General features: G+C 61.9%; 17 protein-coding genes and 1 pseudogene. 11 read left to right on the plus strand and 7 right to left on the minus strand.

Annotated elements, in window-relative coordinates:
- The first annotated feature begins 124 nt into the window (after window positions 1-124).
- The 6 genes and pseudogenes from NL528_RS34170 to NL528_RS34195 all read left to right on the plus strand — a co-directional run bounded on the left by NL528_RS34170 (window position 125) and on the right by NL528_RS34195 (window position 7,074).
- Window positions 125-358 carry a hypothetical protein gene (locus NL528_RS34170; protein WP_309178765.1) on the plus strand — a complete coding sequence of 78 codons (234 nt, stop codon included), beginning with the start codon at window positions 125-127 and terminating at the stop codon, window positions 356-358.
- A gap of 52 nt (window positions 359-410) precedes the next feature.
- Window positions 411-821, plus strand: a complete 411-nt coding sequence (locus NL528_RS34175) for a hypothetical protein (protein WP_309178767.1) — start codon at window positions 411-413, stop codon at window positions 819-821.
- A gap of 121 nt (window positions 822-942) precedes the next feature.
- A pseudogene (locus NL528_RS34180) lies at window positions 943-1,520 on the plus strand (integrase core domain-containing protein); the annotation flags it as partial.
- Between the two features lie 130 nt (window positions 1,521-1,650).
- The gene (locus NL528_RS34185; protein ID WP_309178768.1) at window positions 1,651-4,812 is read left to right on the plus strand and encodes an acetoacetate--CoA ligase; all 3,162 of its coding nucleotides are present in this window, start codon (window positions 1,651-1,653) and stop codon (window positions 4,810-4,812) included.
- 726 nt (window positions 4,813-5,538) lie between these two features.
- Complete coding sequence (gene galE, locus NL528_RS34190; RefSeq protein ID WP_309185114.1) at window positions 5,539-6,600, plus strand: UDP-glucose 4-epimerase GalE; 1,062 nt, start codon at window positions 5,539-5,541, stop codon at window positions 6,598-6,600.
- A 258-nt stretch (window positions 6,601-6,858) separates the two neighbouring features.
- Window positions 6,859-7,074, plus strand: a complete 216-nt coding sequence (locus tag NL528_RS34195) for a hypothetical protein (protein ID WP_309178770.1) — start codon at window positions 6,859-6,861, stop codon at window positions 7,072-7,074.
- Between the two features lie 352 nt (window positions 7,075-7,426).
- Here the strand turns inward: NL528_RS34195 and NL528_RS34200 are convergent, their stop codons facing one another.
- The 4 genes from NL528_RS34200 to NL528_RS34215 form a co-directional block, all read right to left on the minus strand.
- Window positions 7,427-7,990 carry a hypothetical protein gene (locus tag NL528_RS34200; protein WP_309178772.1) on the minus strand — a complete coding sequence of 188 codons (564 nt, stop codon included), beginning with the start codon at window positions 7,988-7,990 and terminating at the stop codon, window positions 7,427-7,429.
- Between the two features lie 77 nt (window positions 7,991-8,067).
- On the minus strand, window positions 8,068-9,114 hold the full coding sequence (locus NL528_RS34205) for a TAXI family TRAP transporter solute-binding subunit (RefSeq protein WP_309178773.1): 1,047 nt from the start codon (window positions 9,112-9,114) through the stop codon (window positions 8,068-8,070).
- 62 nt (window positions 9,115-9,176) lie between these two features.
- Window positions 9,177-11,825, minus strand: coding sequence for a hypothetical protein (locus NL528_RS34210; RefSeq protein ID WP_309178774.1), 2,649 nt, complete (start codon window positions 11,823-11,825; stop codon window positions 9,177-9,179).
- Between the two features lie 482 nt (window positions 11,826-12,307).
- Window positions 12,308-12,670, minus strand: coding sequence for a helix-turn-helix domain-containing protein (locus tag NL528_RS34215; protein ID WP_309178776.1), 363 nt, complete (start codon window positions 12,668-12,670; stop codon window positions 12,308-12,310).
- On the opposite strand from NL528_RS34215, the gene NL528_RS34220 reads away from it, so the two are divergent.
- Together NL528_RS34220 and NL528_RS34225 are read left to right on the plus strand one after the other, a co-directional pair.
- Complete coding sequence (locus NL528_RS34220) at window positions 12,651-13,481, plus strand: YqaJ viral recombinase family protein (RefSeq protein WP_309178777.1); 831 nt, start codon at window positions 12,651-12,653, stop codon at window positions 13,479-13,481. The two genes, NL528_RS34215 and NL528_RS34220, sit on opposite strands and share 20 nt — an antisense overlap.
- A complete protein-coding gene (locus tag NL528_RS34225) occupies window positions 13,468-14,772 on the plus strand; it encodes an ERF family protein (RefSeq protein WP_309178778.1) in 1,305 nt (434 codons plus the stop codon). The genes NL528_RS34220 and NL528_RS34225 overlap by 14 nt, the downstream gene beginning before the upstream one ends.
- Window positions 14,773-14,900: 128 nt before the next feature.
- Here the strand turns inward: NL528_RS34225 and NL528_RS34230 are convergent, their stop codons facing one another.
- Window positions 14,901-15,086: a hypothetical protein gene (locus NL528_RS34230; RefSeq protein WP_309178779.1), complete on the minus strand. Its 186-nt coding sequence runs from the start codon at window positions 15,084-15,086 to the stop codon at window positions 14,901-14,903.
- A 227-nt stretch (window positions 15,087-15,313) separates the two neighbouring features.
- On the opposite strand from NL528_RS34230, the gene NL528_RS34235 reads away from it, so the two are divergent.
- The 3 genes from NL528_RS34235 (at window position 15,314) to NL528_RS34245 (ending at window position 17,219) form a co-directional block, all read left to right on the plus strand.
- A complete protein-coding gene (locus tag NL528_RS34235) occupies window positions 15,314-16,084 on the plus strand; it encodes a hypothetical protein (protein WP_309178780.1) in 771 nt (256 codons plus the stop codon).
- A gap of 129 nt (window positions 16,085-16,213) precedes the next feature.
- Window positions 16,214-16,843 carry a hypothetical protein gene (locus NL528_RS34240; RefSeq protein WP_309178781.1) on the plus strand — a complete coding sequence of 210 codons (630 nt, stop codon included), beginning with the start codon at window positions 16,214-16,216 and terminating at the stop codon, window positions 16,841-16,843.
- Window positions 16,844-16,847: 4 nt separating this feature from the next.
- On the plus strand, window positions 16,848-17,219 hold the full coding sequence (locus NL528_RS34245) for a hypothetical protein (RefSeq protein ID WP_309178782.1): 372 nt from the start codon (window positions 16,848-16,850) through the stop codon (window positions 17,217-17,219).
- A gap of 177 nt (window positions 17,220-17,396) precedes the next feature.
- Here NL528_RS34245 and NL528_RS34250 read toward each other — a convergent pair whose 3' ends face one another.
- Together NL528_RS34250 and NL528_RS34255 are read right to left on the minus strand one after the other, a co-directional pair.
- On the minus strand, window positions 17,397-17,801 hold the full coding sequence (locus NL528_RS34250; RefSeq protein ID WP_309178783.1) for a VanZ family protein: 405 nt from the start codon (window positions 17,799-17,801) through the stop codon (window positions 17,397-17,399).
- A gap of 474 nt (window positions 17,802-18,275) precedes the next feature.
- Complete coding sequence (locus NL528_RS34255) at window positions 18,276-19,922, minus strand: thiamine pyrophosphate-dependent enzyme (protein WP_309178784.1); 1,647 nt, start codon at window positions 19,920-19,922, stop codon at window positions 18,276-18,278.
- Between the last annotated feature and the right edge of the window lie 26 nt (window positions 19,923-19,948).

Genomic DNA, 19,948 nt, shown 5'->3' on the forward strand with positions numbered 1-19,948 from the left:
CGGTCGTGCAGGAGTGGGCCGGAATTGTCTACGGGTCGATGGTTCGCAAACGAGATGTCGCGAAATGACTAGCCCCCGGGGTCATTTACCGCGGCGATACTTTGTCGATGGCAGCGGGCGTCGCGTGCTTATCGGTTTGACGACCGAAGAAACGCGTGAATTTGAAAGACTAGACAATCTTCCGGCTCTGGATGAGACAGGCGGGCATGTTGCCCGGGATGAAAACGGTGCCCCGACCACGACCCGTGAGAAGCGCTGGCGCGAACTCTATTGCAAGCACGATATCGCCTGGATGGAGTGGAAGACGCGAGCTCAGGCGGATCGCCGTGAAGCTTCAGGATTTGTTAAATATAATTGAGCGACCTTATGTCTTGTTCCCTGTCCTCTTAGTCTGAACCCGGAATACGACAATGTTTCAGCTGCTTTTGCGGGATCGAGTACACAACTTTATCAGGGGCCGCCTGGGCGACGACGGGTTTAGGGCACGTTCGGCCGAACGGGATGCTGAGACGGATTTGGCCCGTGTCGGCTCGATTGTAACCGCGATCGAAACCGCGCTGCATGCAGCAGAGAGCGAACAATCAGGCTTGAGCCGCCGGGTGGACGATGTCCTGGCACGCGCCGCGGTGACTTTCGGAAATGGAACCGACGAATATCTGGAGCGCGATGCGCTGGATAACCATCACCAGGATCTATTTGGCGCCGAGATTTTAAATGGGCAGCGTAGGCTCAAGGAACTGGCTACGGAGATTTCCCATTTCAGATTTATGAAGGCCGCCCTTCTGAGCAGGTTCCCGGACTACAAGACGCCGGTGACCTGAGCCCCGCTAATTCCTCCAAGAATTGGTAGAGTCCGCGTCACCCGCTGGGGGATGGACATGAAGGCCAGTCGGTTCACGGATGAGCAGATCATTGGGGTTTTGCGGGAGCAGGAGGCCGGGGCGCTGGAGCCTGGATTTTCTATCGGACGCGTTCGCCGATGGCCGGCGGTTTCGCATCCTGGCGATCGTCGATGATTTCACTCGCGAATGCCTGGCGCTGGTCGCCGATACGTCGTTACCCGGCCTGCGTGTTGCCCGCGAGCTTGATGCCATCGTTGCTCGTCGCGGCCACCCAGCGATGATCGTTCCGATAACGGTACCGAACTCACCAGCATGACGATACTGCGCTGGTCACAGGAACATGGCATTGCGTGGCACTACATCGCGCCTGGAAAGCCGCAAAATGCTTTCGTCGAGAGCTTCAACGGACGGCTGCGGGACGAATGGCTCAACGAGACGCTGTTCGCGTCCCTTGCCCATGCCCGCGAAGTACTGGCAATCTGGAAAGACGACTACAACACGGTGAGACCGCATAGCGGTCTTGGCAATCTAGCACCGTCTATCTACGCCGGACTCAGCGTCCCCAAGATGCAACGGTATGGGACGCTGCGCGATGCCGAGGGCTCCGCGCCCCATCCCGTTGCATCACCGAGCCACCAAGGCTCAAATCGACCCGGGACTCTACCCGCCGCTGGATGAAAGAAGGGGCTCAGGTCAGTTGGTATAGAAAGCGGACACACGCGGGCGCGCTGGGGGAGACTTACGATGAGATGAAGAAAAGCGTAACTTGGAAATCGGCTGAAGCTTTACAGGTTAGAGGGAGAAGGTCGTGACCAGTCTGGAGCAAATGGTGTTCTCTCCCGATGACCAGGCTGTCGCGAATTCGCTACTGATCGCCTTCAGGCAATGGTGTGAGGCCCGAACGGGGCAGACCCTGCCCGATCATGCTGCGATGGACCGCTTCTCGGTGCAGGGATTCCGCAGCTTCTGGCGCTACTTCCTGGAGTGGTCTGGCCTGCCCCGGGACGGTGCGGTCGACCCGGTCTGTGTCGGCGATGCCTGCGAGACCGCCCGCTTCTTCCCAGATCTCCGTCTGAACTACGCCGAGTGCCTGCTCGACGGCAGTCTCGACCAGCCGGTCCTGACGGCCTGCCACGCTGGCGGCAGCCGCGACCGGTTCACGCGTGGCGCACTGCGCATCGCGGTCGCGCGGCTGGCGACGTCGTTGCAGCGACTGGGTGTGCGCCGTGGCGACCATGTCGCGGCGATCGCACGCAACAATGCCGAGGCGGTCATTGCCGCCCTGGCCACCGCTGCCATTGGCGCGACCTTCGCCAGCTGCGCGCCGGACATGGGCGTGCCCGCCATCCTCGCGCGCTTCGCCCCGCTCGAGCCCGTAGTGCTGTTCGGCTGTCTCCGGGCGGAGCCATGGGATGCGGGCGTGCCCGTCGCCGAGCGCGTCGCTGGCGCGGCGGCCGGCCTGCCCGGCCTCGCCGCGATCATCGCGCTGGACAACGGCTCGCTTCCGGCCAGCGAGAGGACGGTGCCCCAGCACAGGCTTGCCGATCTGCTGCGCGATGCCGTTGGCAGCGAGGACCGACCCGGCTGGCTGCGCCATCCGTTCAACCAGCCCCTGTTCACGATGTTCTCCTCCGGCACCACGGGCGCGCCGAAATGCATCCAGCACGGCGCCGGCGGCACCCTGCTGGAGCACGTGAAGGAGCACCGGTTGCACTGCGATCTCCGACCGGGCGACAAGCTGTTCTTCCAGACCTCCTGCGGCTGGATGATGTGGAACTGGCAGCTCTCTGCCCTGGCCTCCGGCGTGGAGATCGTCCTTTACGATGGGCCGCTCGAAGGGCCGGACACCTTCTGGCGGATCGTCACCGAGGAGCGCGTGACCGTCTTCGGCACCAATCCTGCCTATCTTCACTTTTGCGAGCAGGCAGGCTTCTCCCCGGGCCGGATGTTCGACCTTTCCGCCCTGCGGGCCGTGCTCTCCACCGGCTCGATCCTGTATCCCCGCCAGTACGACTGGGTGCGCGGCGAAGTGAAAGCGGCGATGCCGCTCCAGTCGATCTCGGGCGGCACCGACATCATCGGCTGTTTTGTCCTGGGCAATCCGGTCCTCCCCGTCCATCGCGGCGAGGCACAGTGCCGCAGCCTCGGCCTCGATGTCCGCTCGCTGCCGCCACCCGACGATCCGGAGACGCGGATCGGCGAACTGGTCTGCGCCAACCCTTTTCCCTCGCGCCCCCTCGGCTTTCACGGTGATGCCGACGGCACGCGCTTCCATGCCGCCTATTTCGCCCAGAACCCCGGCTTCTGGACGCATGGCGACCTGATCGAGGCCACGTCGGATGGCGGTTGGCGGCTGCATGGCCGTTCCGACGGGGTCCTCAATGTGCGCGGCATCCGCATTGGCACCGCGGAGATCTACCGCATCCTCGGTGACATCGAGGAGATCCTCGATGCGATGGCGGTCGAGCAGCAGGCAGAGGAGGAGCCCGGCGGCACGCGCATGGTTCTCCTGGTCGTGCTGCGCGAAGGCCTGGTGCTCGACACCACGCTGGCGAAGCACATCCGCTCCGAACTTGCGCGCTGCGGCTCCCCCGCGTTCGTGCCGGCGCGCATCGCACAGGTCGAGGCGCTTCCGGTCACCTTCAACGGCAAGCGGTCCGAAGCCGCAGCGCGCGATGCGGTGAATGGCCGCCCTGCACGGAACCGTGATGCCCTGCAGAACCCGGAATGCCTCGATGCCATTGCCAAGCATCCAGTGGTCGGGGCATCTGCGGCCATCAAGGCGTCGCGGGGGCCGGCGCCGGGCCGTGGGGCGATCCCGGATGGTGTGCCGCTGCGGCGGGAGCTGCAGGCGGTCTGCGAGCGCGTGCTGGGCGTCTCGCCCATCAGCTGGTCCGATAATCTTCTTGGCTTCGGCGTGGACTCGCTGGCAGTGGTGAACCTGCTGCTTGAGATTGAGGACCATGTTGGGCGTCCCCTGCCCTTCTCGGCCTTGCTGTCGGCGCCGTCGATCGAGGGCCTGGCCGCGGCCCTGTCCGTCGGCGCGGAGGCGATAGCGGCGCAGCAGGCTGGTGGGTCGGGCCCGCATGTCCGTGCCCTCGGTCCGGACGATCGGGAGCCGGTCTGCCGCTTCCTCGAGCAGGCCTTCCGCGAGTCGGGACTCAAGGCCGCCACCTGGCGCCGACTATTCGACCATGACTGGTCCGATCGCGGGCGCGGCTTTGTGCTCCTCGACGGCAACGCAATCGTCGGCTTCATCGGCACCATTACCGCCCGGCGGCAGGAGGACGGGCAGGCAGCGCTTGTCTGCAACCTCTCCTCCTGGGCCGTGCACGCGAAGTACCGCGGATGGGGCATGGCCCTGCTCGCCGCGGTGCTGCGGGACGAGAGCCTCACCTACACGTCTTTTACCCCGAACCCGACCTCCTGGGCTGCCCTGCTGGCGCAGCGTTTCACGCCGCTGGACTCGCACAGGATCTTCATGCCGCCATTGCTACAGGCCGAGGCGCTGTTCGGGCCGAACCGGCCGGTCATCAGCTTCGATCCGGCCGTGGTCCGCGAGAGGCTGACCAGCCAGCAACGACAGATCTTCGACGATCACACGCCGTATGATTGCCTGCAGCTCACCGTCAGCGACGGGTCCAATCATGCCTATCTGGTGGTGAAGCGCCGTACGCACCGGCTGAGTGCGAGGCGACTGGGGGGACTGGGGCGAGTTCTGCCGGTGCGGATCCCGTATTCGGACATCCTGCATTGCAGTGCGCCGGAGCTGCTGTCGCGGCATCTCGAGCGAGTCAAGCTGGCGATCCTGCGCCGGCAGCGGACGGCGGTGCTCGTCGCAGAGGCGCGGCTCTTTCCGGTCCGGCCAAGGGGCGTTCTAGTCCCGATGCGCACCTGTTACCGTTCCCCGCTGCTGGCGGCCGGTGACCTCGACAGGCTCTATTCGGAGATTGTGCTCCTGCCCATCTGAGGCGCATGACGGCGTGCCGGTTTGCCGCTCGGACGGCCGCGTCCCGAGCGATCAGGCGCCCGGCGATGCCCTTCCGGCGCATCGCGGAGGCTTGCATGTCCGGCGAACGGCGAATGTGCTTCTTCCCAGCCTCCGGAGATAGCTCGAGCAGTCGATAATATACAGGGATCGTACACGGCGCACGGCGCACGGCGAATCCGGAAGTAGTAGATCGATTCCTAGATCCGCAAGTTGTTCCTAGTCTAACCGCCGAATTTCGTTCACTCTCGCTCGGGCAGCGGCATGCCCGTACAGGCCAACCATTGGACCGGGCAGACGCAATCCAGCTTCGTCCCTCGCTGTTCAGCCAGCTCCGACTTTTGGGCGGTCTCAGCGAGTGCACGCGCTGAGCCGCTTTTCTTCTTCGGCGTGAAGTGAAGCCTCCGCGGCCCTCGCCGGATGCGAAGGCCGACGCCGCGGGAATCCAAGGAAGGGAAAGCGCGGTGCGAGGCTGCGTCGGTAGCACCTATATTCCCGGCTTTTCCTCGCTCTCGATCGCCTTTGTCGCGTGTGCCATCGAAACACTCCGCGCGAGGCGCTCGAAGGGGTAATCCTTCGGGGCCGTTGCACTGGGCTTCCGGCGAGAGTCACGTGGAGGGATGACTAAGCTCACGGTCTCTGGAGAGCGTAGCCGGCGCCTGGGAAGGCATCGCGCGGAAGCCGGTTGAGCCAACAGGGAAGGTGTCGCTGATGATCTTGTTGACCGGAGGTGCCGGCTACATCGGGTCCCATGTCTGCGTCGCGTTGCTGGACGCCGGACTCGACGTCGTCGCAATCGACAATCTCTCAAACAGCAACAAAGCGTCTCTCGAGCGGGTGCAATCCATCTGCGGGCGGTCGCTTGTCTTCCGGCACGCCGACGTGCGGGACGAAGAGGCCATCTACGAAATACTTCGTGACTGCGGAGTGACCGCGGTCATTCACCTTGCGGGTCTGAAAGCCGTCGGCGATTCCAACGTTCGGCCCATGACGTATTACGAGAACAACGTCCTCGGAACGATGCGGCTCGTGTCGGCCATGAAGAGGGCGAATGTGAAGACGCTCGTCTTCAGTTCGTCCGCTACGGTTTACGGGCCCCCCCGGTACCTGCCGGTCGATGAGAAGCATCCTCTCGGGCCGACAAATCCGTACGGCCGTACAAAGTGCTTCATCGAAGAAATTCTGAGGGATATCTATCGGTCCGACGATGATTGGCGGATTGGCATTCTGCGCTACTTCAATCCGGTTGGCGCGCACGAAAGCGGGCTCGTCGGAGAAGACCCGCTGGGCGTTCCGAACAACCTGTTGCCATTTGTGGCGCAGGTGGCAATTGGACAGCGCGACAAGCTGTCGATTTGGGGCGGCGACTATGATACTCCGGATGGCACCGGAATCCGCGACTTCATTCATGTCGTCGATCTTGCATCCGGTCATCTAAGCGCCTTGCGCCACCTGACACGGCCCGGCGTGCTCACGGTCAATCTTGGAACAGGCAATGGCAGCAGCGTTCTGGAGGTCATTCGGGCATTCGAGGCGGTGAGCGGCAGATCGATTCCGTATGAAATCGGGGAACGCCGGGCGGGGGATGTCGCCATCTGTTACGCCGACCCGACGTTTGCGAGGGAAGCGCTGGGTTGGAGATCGGCGCGGTCCTTGCAGCAAATGTGTGCGGACCATTGGCGTTGGCAACTGAAGAATCCCAACGGCTATCGCGATACGCCAGTTCTGAAGGTCCAGGGGCGGTCCAGATCTCTAGCGTCTCGGCGCTGAGCACCCGACTACGCGGCAGAGCGTCGATCTGAGATGCCAAAGCGGATGGGCCAGCGCCTTCATGCGAGGGGCCCCAATGACAGCTCCTTCGCGCGGTCAGCATGTCCTGGGATTCGCAAGCCTCGGCGTCTCCACGCTCCAGTGCAGGCCGCCCCAGGTGGCGCGCCGCCCATCGGAGGTAGCTCGTAAGGACCCAAAATCTCCAAGCACGATCGCGACGCTGGCAGCTAGAATGCCGCCGCTGGCCGGGGACAAGCGATGCCGCTCTATCGTGTCTACATCCTGGACGAAGATGGCCAGTTGGAGGGCGTGCTCAATCTTGACTGCGCAGACGATCTTTCCGCGAAAGCGCTCGCCGGGCAGCTAGCGGACGGTTACCAGGTGGAGCTTTGGCGACTGGTCGCGGAGTTCGAATTTCACTATCCGCGGCATCGACCCAGGCGGCGGCGAAGCGCCTTCGCAAACACGCGCTAAGATCGATTGACACTTGCGTGCGTTCGTTTCGCGGCTGGCTCTCGCGTCGTTCTTCGGCAATTTATGTGAGCATCGATCTCTACATCATCGAACCACAACCGCTGGCGTTTCAACGACGGGGGAGACGATCACGCACTCATCGCGCTCGCAATCTCTCGGCAACTCCGACGCCGCGAGCGCTATCGCCAAAACTCGTCGCCGCAACGGGCTAAAAGCGGACCCCGATGGGCAACTTTGGATTTTGGAGACGAAATAGGGTACGTTGTCGGTGCTACATACGTGTATATAAATCATATTCTGAGGCTTCTTTTGTCATTTAGATTTTAACCAACCGGCCCAGCGGTAGGGGGCGCTATCGGACTGCAGTACCCGTTGGGTTCGCGACTGGAAGTGGCCACCTGCACGCAGCGACCATCTTCGTACGCACCGCATCCAACCCGACTAGCGAGAACGTTCCATCCAGAGCAGTTCCGGTCCGCGATGCAAAGTGGATGCTGAGGCTCCCACTGTCTGGAAGGGACTGCAGCAAGCGAACGACGTCGCCCCCGAACGCGATGCCGGCTCGAGACGCCGCCACGGCTGCCGAGATCTGCACCCACTGCCCCTCGTTGACGCGATAGGAAATCGCGTAATCGTCGCCGATGCCGAAAGCGCTGGTCCCTGCGACTACCAGTTCGGTCCGCCCGCCGCGGCAACGAATTGAAAGCTTCATTGCTGATTCGCCCGCACCATCGCGCGATGAGGTCGTGGCGGTGGCGACCGGTGAATAGTCGACGGGCGAAGTCGTCAGGCTGATCGTCCAGTCATCTCCGTTGGGCGCCGGCTGATGCGCAGGCGCGATGGTGCGCGACGCCTTGTCCAGACACTGCTGCCGTTCGGCGCGCTCCATCGGGGAACAGTCGCGAAGCTTCGCCATCGGGTCTTCTGTTCCTTGCGCCAATGCAATCCCGCTCGTCACCACGATTGCAACCGCGAACGGGACGGCCGCGCGTTTCATTGCGATGCTTGTGTCGCGCGCGGCTGGCGATCGAGCCACGCCTGCGCCGCAGGGAAGCGCGCAAGACCAGGAACCGTGGCCCCGAGATTGATCGATTTCCACTTCGCGTCGAAGCCGGGTCCCTGCAATTTTTCAATCCGCGAAAACAGGTGGTCGACGAAACGTGCGACGCGCTCAAAGCGGTTCGTTTTGGCCGGCCAGTTGAAGGCGACCAGCGCGGTCGGCACGGCAATCGTGGTCACGCGTTCGCCCTGTTTGATCAGGTTGGGATAGTCGGTCGCGTCGAGAGCGGCTGGAAGATAATAGTCCTCGAACTTGCTGTCATAGGGGACCGGCAGGAACTTGAAGCCGGACTCCCATCGGCCCTTCACGAAAGCATCCACCGGCTTCGACGTAATGAAGACGACGGCCGCCATCTCGCCCTTGCGCATCTGCTCCAGCGCGACCTGATCCGGGATGAAGGTCTTTTCCACCTCGAGACCGAGGCGACTGAAGATCAGCGGTCCCGAATAGGCTGCGGCAGTGCCTTGGGTATTGAAATTCACCTTCTTGCCGACGAGGTCGTTCAGGCTCTGAATCTCCGGTCGGACAAAGATATGCAGTTCGGACGGGAACAGATTGAGCACATAGGCAAGCCGGCGTTGGATGTCCGGCACCTGGCTCTTGTACTCCTCGAGCGCGTCGGAATTGATGATCGCCGCATCGATGCCGCGCAGATAGAGCAGTGAATTCACGTTTTCCGTGGCCCCTCGAGTCACGACCGGCAGAACATGCAGGTTGTCTCCGTCGTCGACCACGCGGGCGATCTCCGCGGCCAAGCGGATGGGCGCGCCCTCCAGCAGCCCCCCGGCAATGCCGACGGTCCAGGCGTTCATTGCCGCCACTTCCGGCCTTGGCGGCGGTGGCTCGACCCGCACCGGACGAACGTTGTGCGGCCGAATATCTTGCGGCCGCGCGTCCGCAAAGGAAGGCTGAATGATCATGAGCAGCGGGGCCAGTGCCGCGAGCAAAAGCCGCCGGCGGAATCCAACAAGCTTGTTCATCGACCAACTCCTTTCCACGGCAAACCGTGTTAGGGATTTTCGCAGCTCCGAGAAGCCTGGTACTACCGACGCAGCGCCTTGACCCGCGCTTTCGCCTCCTTAATTCCTGCGGCGTCGGCCTTCGCATAGAGATCTTGCGCTTTGATCGTATCGCCGCGCGTCCCGTAAGTTCCCCATTTGGCAAGGATCAATGGGTCATAGGTTTCTGCGAGCGAGAAGCTCGCCTGGGCGCTGCCCATCTCGACGGCGCGCTCCAGCACGATCCGCGCTGCGCCTATATCGCCCTGCCGGAGCAGCGCGCTCGCGCGCGCAACCAACCCTGCCGCCACCGCGGCTTCCTCGGAATTGGGCTGAGCATCGCCCCGAGCGCCCGCCGGTGGTGCCTGGTCGGCGGCGGGATTGTTGCTTTCATCGACCGGCTTGTCCCGCGCGTTCGAACCGATGGTCACGAGATTGGTCGCAACCCGTTGCGCAAGCGCGAGATCCCGTTCGAGTCGTTCGGCCCTGGCGCGTTCCTGCTGCAGCGAACTGCGCAACGCGGCCAAGTCCCGCTCCGCCGTTTGCCTCGCCTGGGCGGCCTCCTCGCTCGCCTTGGCCGCCAGTGCGGTCTGGGTTTCGAGATCGCGACGCGCCGTTGCGAGATCCTGCTCCAGCCGCTCCGCCCGATCGTGCGCGTCCTGCGCGGATTTGCGGAGCGACGGCGCGCCGTTTGCAGCTGCCTGCCTGAGCTCCGCCGCTTCGTCGCCGGCTTTGCGGGCCTGCGCTTCGTACGCATAGATCGCACTGCGCGTCATCGAGAGGTCTTGCGCCAGCGCGTCAGCTCTTTCGCGCTCTTTCTGCATCGACTGTCTCAACTCCGTGGCACTGGCATCCGCTGCCTGTTTCCGCCGCGAAGCCTCCTCGCTTGCCTTTGCCGCCAGCGCGGTCTGAGTCTCGACATCGCGTCGCGCCGCCGCAACATCCTGCTCCAGTCGCGCGGACCGCTCGCGCTCCTGTTGCAGGGATTTCTGCAGCTCTGCCGTGCCGCTCTCCCCCGCCTGTTTCAGCTGGGAAGCTTCCTCGCCTGCTTTCGTCGCCAATGCAGTCTGGGTCTCGACATCGCGTCGCGCTGCCGCGAGATCCTGATCGAGCCGCGCGGACCGCTCGCGTTCCTGTTGCAGGGATTTCTGCAGTTCTGCCGTGCCGCTCTCCGCCGCCTGTTTCAGCTGGGAAGCTTCCTCGCTTGCTTTCGCCGCCAATGCGGTCTGGATCTCGAAGCCATGCCGCGCTGTCGTAAGATCCTGCTCCAGCCGCGCGGAACGCTCACGTTCCTGTTGCAGGGATTTCTGCAGCTCCGCCGCGCCGCTCTCCCCCGCCTGTTTCAGCTGGGAAGCTTCCTCGCTTGCTTTCGCCGCCAATGCGGTCTGGGTCTCGAAGCCATGCCGCGCTGTCGTAAGATCCTGCTCCAGCCGCGCGGAACGCTCGCGTTCCCGTTGCAGGGATTTCTGCAGTTCTGCCGCGCCGCTCTCCCCTGCCTGTTTCAGCTGGGAAGCTTCCTCGCTTGCTTTCGCCGCCAATGCAGTCTGGGTCTCGAAGCCATGCCGCGCTGTCGTAAGATCCTGCTCCAGCCGCGCGGAACGCTCACGTTCCTGTTGCAGGGATTTCCGCAGCTCCGCCGCGCCGCTCTCCCCCGCCTGTTTCAGCCGGGACGCTTCCTCGCTTGCTTTCGCCGCTAGTGCGGTCTGGATATCGACATCGCGTCGCGCCCCCGCAAGTTCCTCCTCCAGTCGCGCGGACCGCACGCGCTCGTCCTGTGCGGATTTTCCCAGCGCAAGCGCACCGTTTGCAGCCGCCTGTCTGAGTTCCGCCGCTTCGTCTCCAGCTTTGCGGACCTGAGCCTCGTATGCATAGATCGCGCTGCGCGTCAGGGAGAGGTCTTGTGCCTGCGCGTCGGCTCTTTCGCGCTCCTTCTGCATCGATTGCCTCAGCTCGGCAGCACCGGCTTCCGCCGCCTGCTTCCGCCGCAAAACTTCCTCGCTTGCCTTTGCCGCCAGAGCGGTCTGGGTCTCGACATCACGCCGGGCTGCCGCGAGATCCTGCTCCAGCCGCTCCGCCCGCTCACGCGCCTGTTGCAGGGAGTTCTGCAACTCCGCCGCGCCGCTCTGCGCAGCCTGCTTCACCCCGGCAGTTTCTTCGACCGCTTTAGCCGTCAGCGCGATCTGGGTTTCGACATCGCGTCGCGCCGCCGCAAGACCCTGCTCCAGCCACTCGGTCCGATCGCGCTCCTGCTCGAGATGTTGCAGCAACTCGATATCGCGCCTTGCATTGGTGAGTTCGCAGGACAGTGTCTCCGCCCAGTGGCGTTCCTGTTCCGGAGACTGTCCTGTATCGCTGGTCGTCGCTTGTGCAACCTGCACCGATTTGTCGTTGCCGCCTCGGCTCGGCGGCAAGGCTCCGAAATCGCCATCACCTGCCGTTCCAACAGAATCGAGATTGCGGACAGCCATCGCGTATTGCGTATCCGCCCGCGATTGATCCGGGGAAGCCCGCGTTTCCGACGCCCATGTCATCGCGAGCATGGCGGCCATCCACAGGATCGCGGATCGTCCCTGCGTGGGCAGGTCCCTCATTGATTTTTGCGTAAGCCGCCTCTCGTTCGAAGCGTTGCGCGACGTGCCCGCGATGTCGCGGGCAGTATTGACTTGCTCATCGAGAACGACCGTACGACCCATCTGCACTCCCCCATCGCATGGCGATACGGCCTGTTCAGATGCGTCATTATGCGCTCCGCCTACGCGAATCCTATAATCCGCATGGGGGACCCTCCCTCCCCTTTTGGGTTAGGCGGCGGCGGATTGTGTCCGATCATGGAAGGCGTGAACTGCTCGAAGTTCCTTTGAATGACTTCATGATTTGAATTGATCGCCCGGCAACGGGGTGGGGTCATTCAGGAACGCGCGGTCGAGGCGGTTCCTGGAATTGGTGTCATTCGGCGTGCAATTTTGCTCCCCTGCAAGGCCCGAATTGCTCCTGTTTGGCCCGCCCGGCGGCGGAAGTTCCGAACCGCGTCGCCATGCGCATAGATCGAATATAGCTACCAGGGGCCACTTTGTCCAAAAGGAGGCCCCCTGCCACGCGTCGAACCCCGGCGGTTTCAAATGACTGGAGCAAGGCGGCACTCTTGATGTCCGGGCCCGTCACGCGCTGGACCGGTTCATTTCCGAGGCTTTTCTTTTGCGGGCTTTCGAAGACGGACGCCGGGGCCACCGCCGTTCTCGTCGATGAACTCCACGCCGGCCGCCTCCATCGAATTTAGAATCTTTTCGACCGTATTTCCGCGGCCCCCTAAGGGACCATCGTTTGCCTCCAGCCGCTTAATGGTTGGAATGGATACGTCCGCAGCTAAAGCCAATTGCTCCTGGGACCAATCTAATAGCGCGCGCGCCGCTTTGATCTGACGAATCGATACTTTTAGTATTGACTTTGATTTCATATCAATTGATACTTTCAGTATCGATAGCGCACCCGCCGATCGAATCAGTTGCTGGAGAGTTGCAATGTCAGAGTTCTTTGCCAACCTACACTCGTCCTCGACCCGCCGCTCCTTCATCGGAGGCTCTGATGCCCGGATCATCATGGGAAGCGACGAAAGCGCACTGCTACGGCTGTGGCGGGAAAAGCGTGGCGAGGCCGAGCCCGAGGACCTGTCGGGTAACCTTATCGTCCAACTTGGGACCGTGACCGAAGACCTCAATCGGCGGTGGTACGAACTTAACAGCGGGCATGTCGTTAAGGATGTCCAGCGACGCGCCCGGCACCAGGTAATCCCGTGGATGGCGGCAACTCTGGACGGGGTTGTCGAGAGCACGGGAGCAGTCTTCGAAGCCAAATTCATGCTGCCGTGGTCGTTCTCGGAAGAAGCAGCCGCCGAGAAGCACATGGCCCAACTCCAGCACAACATGTGGGTGATCCAGTCCCGCTCCGCGGTGCTTTCGATCATCACCGGTGGCGGCAAATGGGTCGAGATGACCATCCCAGCCGACCCGCTCTACCAGCATCTCCTGCTCACCGCGGAAAAGAGGTTCTGGCGCTGCGTCGAGACTGGCGAGATCCCTCATCTGTTCGGTGTCGAGACGCCAAGGCCGCGGATCGAGGCGGTCCGGATCGTGGACATGACCTCATCCAATTCCTGGGCGGAATTCGCTGGCGTGTTTTGCCAGACCCGCGGAGCCTTCCTCAATCATGAAGCCGCGAAGGTCGAGCTGAAGAAGCTGATGCCGGAGGATGCCAAGGAGGCGATCGGGCATGGCATCCGCGCCAAGCGCTCCAAATCGGGCGCCATCAGCTTTGACCTCCAGGTGGCGGAGGTCGGTCATGCAGCGCTCTAGCCAATCGATTGGCGCAATTGCAGGCGCGTTGGCAAAAGCTCAGATCGAACTTGCCAATCCTGAGAAGTCGCTGACCGCGACCATCCGGTCCCCCTTCCCGCGCGAAGGCGACCGCAGCTTCCGCTACGCGTCCCTATCCAGTGGATTAGATCTGGTACGCAAGAGCCTCGGCCGGCACGAGATTGCCACAGTGCAAACCACCTCGATCGATGAAGCGGCCGGGCTGATCCGGCTAACCACGACGATCGCGCATTCATCCGGCGAATGGGTCTCCTCGGATTGGCCGGTCTGTCCGGTCAGCGAGACGGCCACCCCCCATCGGATGGGAGCCGCCCTCACCTATGCCCGGCGCTACGCGCTGTTCACGCTGGTCGGGATTGCCGGCGAAGATGACCTCGATGCGCCGGATCTTGGTGGGATGGGCGCCGTGCCCCGTCCTAGCGGGTTGGACGAGTCTGGTCAGGAGCAAATCGCCGCAGCGGCAAGATTAAACCTGCCGCCGAATAGTGCGGTTTCTGCGCCCGTCCCACCTGCGCCAACGGCGTCCGACAACGGCCGACGCAAACAGGTCAAACCGCCCCGCGTTGTCCTGCCTGCTGATCATTCGCTGGCTCTGCGCGAAAAACTGACCTCCGAGCTCGAGGCCTTGACAAAATCCGACGCTTTGACGATGTGGGCACAACGGATTCTGAAACTCAAAAACCAGCTCACCACATCGGATGCCCAGGAGGTCGAGACCGCTTTTGCCGCAAAGCTCAACGAGCTCTGCGACGACGGTGGTGCAGCTCTCGATATGCCCGAGGTGAGCGCGAAAGCCGAGACCAACGGCAACAGCAAGCCAGCTATTGCAGACGGCGACACCAGTTTCGACCGCACGTCAATTCCGGCAAAGCTCAACGACGATCGCGTGCCTAAGCGCGGCGCAACGCAGCAAAATGCATCCGTCGTCGGCGCAACTTCGCAGGCGCCTACGCAGCTCGTCACCCCGATTAGCAAACCTCTTCGGTTGCGCGACCGCCATCATCTGAAGTTCGTGAGCACCCAGCCCTGCCTCGCCTGCGGTCGCAGCCCCTCGGATGCACACCATCTTAAGTTCGCTCAGCAGCGCGCCATGGGACGTAAAGTAAGCGACGAGTTCACTGTGCCGCTTTGCAGACTTCACCATCACGAGCTCCACCGATACGGCGACGAACGCATGTGGTGGCAGCAGCTGAGTCTCGATCCAATGTCGATGGCGCAGCGGCTCTGGTTGCGTACACGGTCGGACGGCACGGCCCCGAGGAGCACGTAGCGGAAATAGGAGCGGCTCAATTATTCTAATCTATCAACCCTGCTTCCGCGTTGCCTAAGGTAACCACAGCGGCAATCCTGACAATCAAAAGGGGCTGCTCGCGCTGCCCCTTTTGCCGTGACCGCTCCTTAAGCGATAGCATGCGGATCGTGGTAGGTGACCATCGTTCCTCCGCCATTGTCTACCGACGTAGTGAAGCCGGCCCCCGAATATTGCCCCAGGATGACGATGTTTGCGGTATGCACGCCGTCGATCGCACTCACGTTGATCGTGCCGCCGGTCAGCGTCGTCAGGTCCTCAGATGTCAGTGTCACCGCCTGCGCACTGCCGGTGCGGTCACCCTATGGATGCCGTTGGTGAACGTCACCGCTGGCGCCAGATTCGCCGCTCAAGGCCTCCGCCAAGAAGAGTTCCGTGCGGATTCGATAAGTCGGTATGGCCGGACTGTAATGACAGGGGATAAGTGAACACGAATTCACTATTATGACTTGGTTTGCAAAAAACTTCGGTCGATATGGTTGTCAATTCTGATGGAGCGTTGATGCCAACTCTTTCCAATGCCCAGTTGATGGGACCCGACTCTCCGTGGGGAGCCGCGTTCGATCAGATGTATCTGGAACTGTGCCGGGATCGCGGGTCCATCTTGACAGCTCTCGGATTCTACACCGAACACGACCTGCCGCCCCCGGAAGAGAACTCAGACGCGATTCCAACGACAGATGAACAAGAGGAATTACGTCAAATAGCCAGCGCGCTGACGGTGGCAGCGGCGGCGTCGGCCGCCATGCCAGCCGGTGTACTCGCCGCTACCCTTCTGACAGTCTCGAAAAACCCCGGCCTGTTCTTCACTCGCGAGCTTCCGGCACCAGTCGAGTGGGCAATTGCGTGCGACTATCAGCGCGACGACGAGCCCCCAGGGACGCATTGGCGAGACGTTTGGGGAGACCAGGTTGCGGCCTTTCCGGGAGAAATCGAACAACCGACCGACGTGAATATCGCGAAGGCAGCAGGCGCCGCCATCGTTTCCCTTCAGAAAACGCGGAAGGCTGGCCGGAAGCACAATCGCGCTGATCGAATTCTTGCAGACCGATTGGGCGACATCTTTCGCAGGAGCGGGCAGCCGGTTCGCCGGCGCCGCGAGCCGGTCATGCGCCAGGGCAAGTTGGTCTACGTGGAAGGCGGTCCGGTCTACGATTTTTTTGAGCTGGTTTTGAAACCGCTGCGAGCATACCTCGGCGAACAACGACTTGCGCCGGTGACCACCGAGACGATCGTGCGCCTGATAACTGCCGATTTCCCGAAGGCCAGCTAGATCCGCAGCACGCCACTCGATTTTTTCCACATTACCCGATTGTTCCCACAACCGGACTCTCGCAGAATCCATTCCGCTCCTGTTCCTCGATACCCAGCACAATTCTGTGCCGGCATAGAGGCCCCAACCATGAGCGACAATAAATCTGCCCGAGACAAGAAGAGCTATCCGCTGGATGTCCTGCAGCGTCATCTCGATACCCCGCAATTGCTGCCACACGAGAACGCGAAGGAATTCATCCAGCTGTTTGACAGCCTCGCGGAATATGGCAAGCCCCAGACCTCCCGCGACTATTTGGCGGTGCATCAAGCCACGGTGTTGACTTGGGACATCCTGCGCTACCAGCAGATGAAAATCGGAGTGCTGCGCAGCCACCAGCGACCGGCATTGGAGTCCCTGCTCCGCAAAATCAAAGTGCGCACGGCGTCGAAGATGGGCATCTCTGAGGTGGTTGCGCAATCGGAGGCACGTGAGCTCGCGGCGCCGTGGTTCAAGGACCCCGCCTCCCGGCCGGCCATGATGAGAGTGATTGAGAACGCCGGCTACCCACCCGATGCCCTGGAGGTCGAAGCATTCCAACTCGCATTGCCGGCTTTGGCCACCATCGAGCGCCTGGTCGTGTCGGCACAGAAGCGTCTGGATAAGTTTCTGGACGATCTGGAGAGGACCTCCAAAGCCAGCGCCCGGGCACTGCGCTTGGCAGCAGAGAAGGCCATCGCTGCCAACAAGTCCGACCAGTCGCAAGCATCGATGAAGTAAGCAAATGGCATCGCAACGGCAGATCGCGGCGAACAGGCGCAATGGCGCGAAAAGTCGTGGCCCACGCAGTCAGGAAGGCAAAGCGCGTTCGAGGATGAACGCGCTTCGCCATGGCTTGGCCGTGGCTACTATTGCTAGCACCGACGGCGATGCATCCACCGATGACTCGTCCGTTGATGCGATGTGTCAGCGTCTCCGCCAGATCGAGGTTGAACGCGCCAAGGCTCTCAACGAGGTTGATATTTTGTCGAGATCCCAGGACCTCGATGCGCTGCATACGGCGATTCGACGCCTCGCGGCGCTGGAACGCTACTCGCAGCGCTCGGATTCAAAGCTGAGAAAAAACATCGTTGAGAAGGAGGTCCGCCCGCGATAGGGGCAATATTCGGCAGAACGAACCCAAACGAGATCTTCGTGAGAAGACAGTAACTTAGAGTCGAGCCTGGCACCAAGGATCGTTGCGGTGCCGGATACGAGGCCAACGTAGCCAGTGCCGACCATTGTTATTCGCATGTCAGACCGACGACTCCAGGATCAAACGAGAGGTGATGGCTTACTCAACGGGCGCTCGAAAACCATCCTTTGTCAAAGACAGCCGGAGGTAACTTCGCGAGACCAGCCGTGCGATTAAGATACCCACGCAAAGTCCCGCCGCATCGACCAGAAAATCCTCCAGGCGAGCATGCCGCGTCTGCAGCGGGATCTGCGTGCCTTCAATGAATGCCGCGAATGCTATTGAACCAAGCAGCATGGACCTTGCTTCGGCCCGGAATCCGAAAGCGAACAGGAGGCCGAGCAGCGAGAATGCTCCGAAATGTTCAACATCGTGCTGGAGACCGGTCTCGGGCCGTTCCGCGGCCGGTACGATCGTCAGTATCACCAAGGTCAATGCAAAACCAATTGCGCTGAAACGAACGAATTGTCCTAAGAGCCCGATGTTTCTTTCTTCAAACCGCATGTTCCACACCTGAGAGGCGCAAATTGAGGCCTCACTTTGTAGTCGCTTTCGGCCCATCTTCGGCAATAATTCTTATCACTGAGAAAATAATCGCTCAGGCCGATCCAGTGGCATACCGCCCGTTCATTCTGCGCTCCGCCGATGGGAATCCTATAACTCACATGGGGGGTACCCCTTTTGGGTTAGGCTGCAGGGGATCGAGTCCGATCGAAGCCATGAACTGCTCAAGTTTCCTTCACGCATTATTTTCCGATTTGAACTGATCGCCTAGGCCTGGCGAGCGTTGAGGAACGCGCGACCGAGGCGAATCCTGGAACCGGAAACCATTGCCGACAAACCGCGACGCGAAGAAACGCTCGCGGCTTTTTTAAACGGACGGTTCCAATTCACGAGGAAGCTTGCTTCAAATCGATGACTGCCGGCGCGTTCATGCTTCACCGGTGAAAGTTCAGACCATCAGAGCGCTCTGAGGCATCAGCCCGACGCCGCAGCGAGGGATCGATCGAGTGTTTGGCGTACATCAGATCGAACTTCGACCACCGCGGGGCCCTTCGCCGACATTGCGTCCGCAACGATATCGGCCGCTTGCGCGGCGTTCGTGATCGTATAGCCCTGCGCGCCGAATGCGCGGGCAAGGGCCGCAAAGTCAGGGTTGGACAGGTCCGTACCCCAGGGACGTTTCGGAAATGCTTTTTCCTGATGCGAACGGATGGTCCCGTACGACCGGTTGTTGGAGATGACGATCTTGATATTGAGCCGGCGGGCAACGGCGGTTGCCAACTCGTTCCCGGTCATCAGGAAACCGCCGTCTCCGCAAAACGCGATTACCTGACGATTCGGATGACGAAGGCTCGCGCTCAATGCAGAAGGAACGCCACTGCCCATCGCGCCGCAGGCCGAGCCGAGCAGTCGGGCCGACGGCTTGAAGCGGAATATACGGTGTACCCAGGCGGCGAAGTTGCCGGAGTCGGTCGTCACGATACCATCTGCCGGGAAACGCTTTGCGATGGCCGCAACCGCATGCCCCAGGACATCCGCGCTGGGGATGCGCTGCTCGGGCCATGCGTGCACTGCCTCCCGAGCTTTCGACACGGCTTCGATCCACCCCGCGCACTCGCGTGAGACGACCGGCACGTCGAGCCAGGATATCAGGAAGGGATGCGCCGACGCGACGATCGGAACATCCGTATGGAAGTGAGTCCCGATCGCATTCGGATCGGGGTAGACGTGAACCAGAGGCTGAGGCGTCGGCGATTGTCGCGGAAACCGAAATCCCAGAGACGACAAGTCGCCGAGCCGCGTTCCGATCGCAACGATCAGGTCCGCTCGCTCAAAGAGTTCAACATGCGCTGGCGAAGTAAAGAAGCCAAGCTGCCCGATCCAGAGCCGGTGATCGTTCGGAAACTGATCTTGCATCTTGAAGGTGGCCGCGACCGGCACATTCCAGCGCTCGCTCACCGCAATCAGATCCTCGCGAAATTCCGCAGTTCGACACTGTCCTCCGACAAGCAGAATCGGCCTCTCCGCCTCGCCAACCAAGGCGGCTGCCTGCTCCACGGCGGCGCGACTGGGCTCGGCTCGCGCAACGCCGTGAACCCTGGCGGAGAGCAGACCGGCCTCCATCTCGAGAACGTCTTGAGGAAGCTCGATCACAACCGGCCCGGGCGTGCCGCCAAGCGCCACGGAAAATGCGCGCGCCATCATCTCGGGCACCTGGGCCGCTGAATCTATTCTGGTGGACCACTTAATGAGGCCGCTGAACGCCCGCCCGGTGTCGATCTCCTGCACTGCGTCACGATTCAGGTTCGGCGTGTCAACCTGACCAACCAGCAATACGAGGGGTATGGCCTCCTGGGAAGCCACATGCAGGCCAAGCGCCGCGTTGGATGCGCCCGGTCCGCGGCTTACCATCACAACGCCCGCCCTGCCGGTGAGCTTGGCGTCGGCAACTGCGGCAAGGCTCGCGCTTCCCTCGTGGCGGCAAGTCACGAGATCGATCTCGTCGCGTTCATACAGAGCGTCGAGGAGCGCAAGAAAGCTTTCGCCGGGCACGCTAAATGCCCGGTCGACGCCGTGCGCAATCAGAGAATCCACGATTAGATCGGCGACCCGAAAAGCCATGCGACACAATCTCGGTTGGAGGTTCA

It is taken from the genome of Bradyrhizobium sp. Ash2021 (assembly GCF_031202265.1).
Lineage (GTDB): Bacteria > Pseudomonadota > Alphaproteobacteria > Rhizobiales > Xanthobacteraceae > Bradyrhizobium.

Bases quoted from the DNA above. Each gene is read 5' to 3' on its own strand.
- NL528_RS34245 (WP_309178782.1), top strand. From the start codon at position 16,848: ATGGCATCGCAACGGCAGATCGCGGCGAACAGGCGCAATGGCGCGAAA.
- NL528_RS34200 (WP_309178772.1), bottom strand. From the start codon at position 7,990: ATGGCGAAGCTTCGCGACTGTTCCCCGATGGAGCGCGCCGAACGGCAG.
- NL528_RS34250 (WP_309178783.1), bottom strand. From the start codon at position 17,801: ATGCGGTTTGAAGAAAGAAACATCGGGCTCTTAGGACAATTCGTTCGT.
- NL528_RS34225 (WP_309178778.1), top strand. From the start codon at position 13,468: ATGCAGCGCTCTAGCCAATCGATTGGCGCAATTGCAGGCGCGTTGGCA.
- NL528_RS34235 (WP_309178780.1), top strand. From the start codon at position 15,314: ATGCCAACTCTTTCCAATGCCCAGTTGATGGGACCCGACTCTCCGTGG.
- NL528_RS34205 (WP_309178773.1), bottom strand. From the start codon at position 9,114: ATGAACAAGCTTGTTGGATTCCGCCGGCGGCTTTTGCTCGCGGCACTG.
- NL528_RS34255 (WP_309178784.1), bottom strand. From the start codon at position 19,922: ATGGCTTTTCGGGTCGCCGATCTAATCGTGGATTCTCTGATTGCGCAC.
- NL528_RS34220 (WP_309178777.1), top strand. From the start codon at position 12,651: ATGTCAGAGTTCTTTGCCAACCTACACTCGTCCTCGACCCGCCGCTCC.
- NL528_RS34195 (WP_309178770.1), top strand. From the start codon at position 6,859: ATGCCGCTCTATCGTGTCTACATCCTGGACGAAGATGGCCAGTTGGAG.
- NL528_RS34210 (WP_309178774.1), bottom strand. From the start codon at position 11,825: ATGGGTCGTACGGTCGTTCTCGATGAGCAAGTCAATACTGCCCGCGAC.
- NL528_RS34240 (WP_309178781.1), top strand. From the start codon at position 16,214: ATGAGCGACAATAAATCTGCCCGAGACAAGAAGAGCTATCCGCTGGAT.
- NL528_RS34175 (WP_309178767.1), top strand. From the start codon at position 411: ATGTTTCAGCTGCTTTTGCGGGATCGAGTACACAACTTTATCAGGGGC.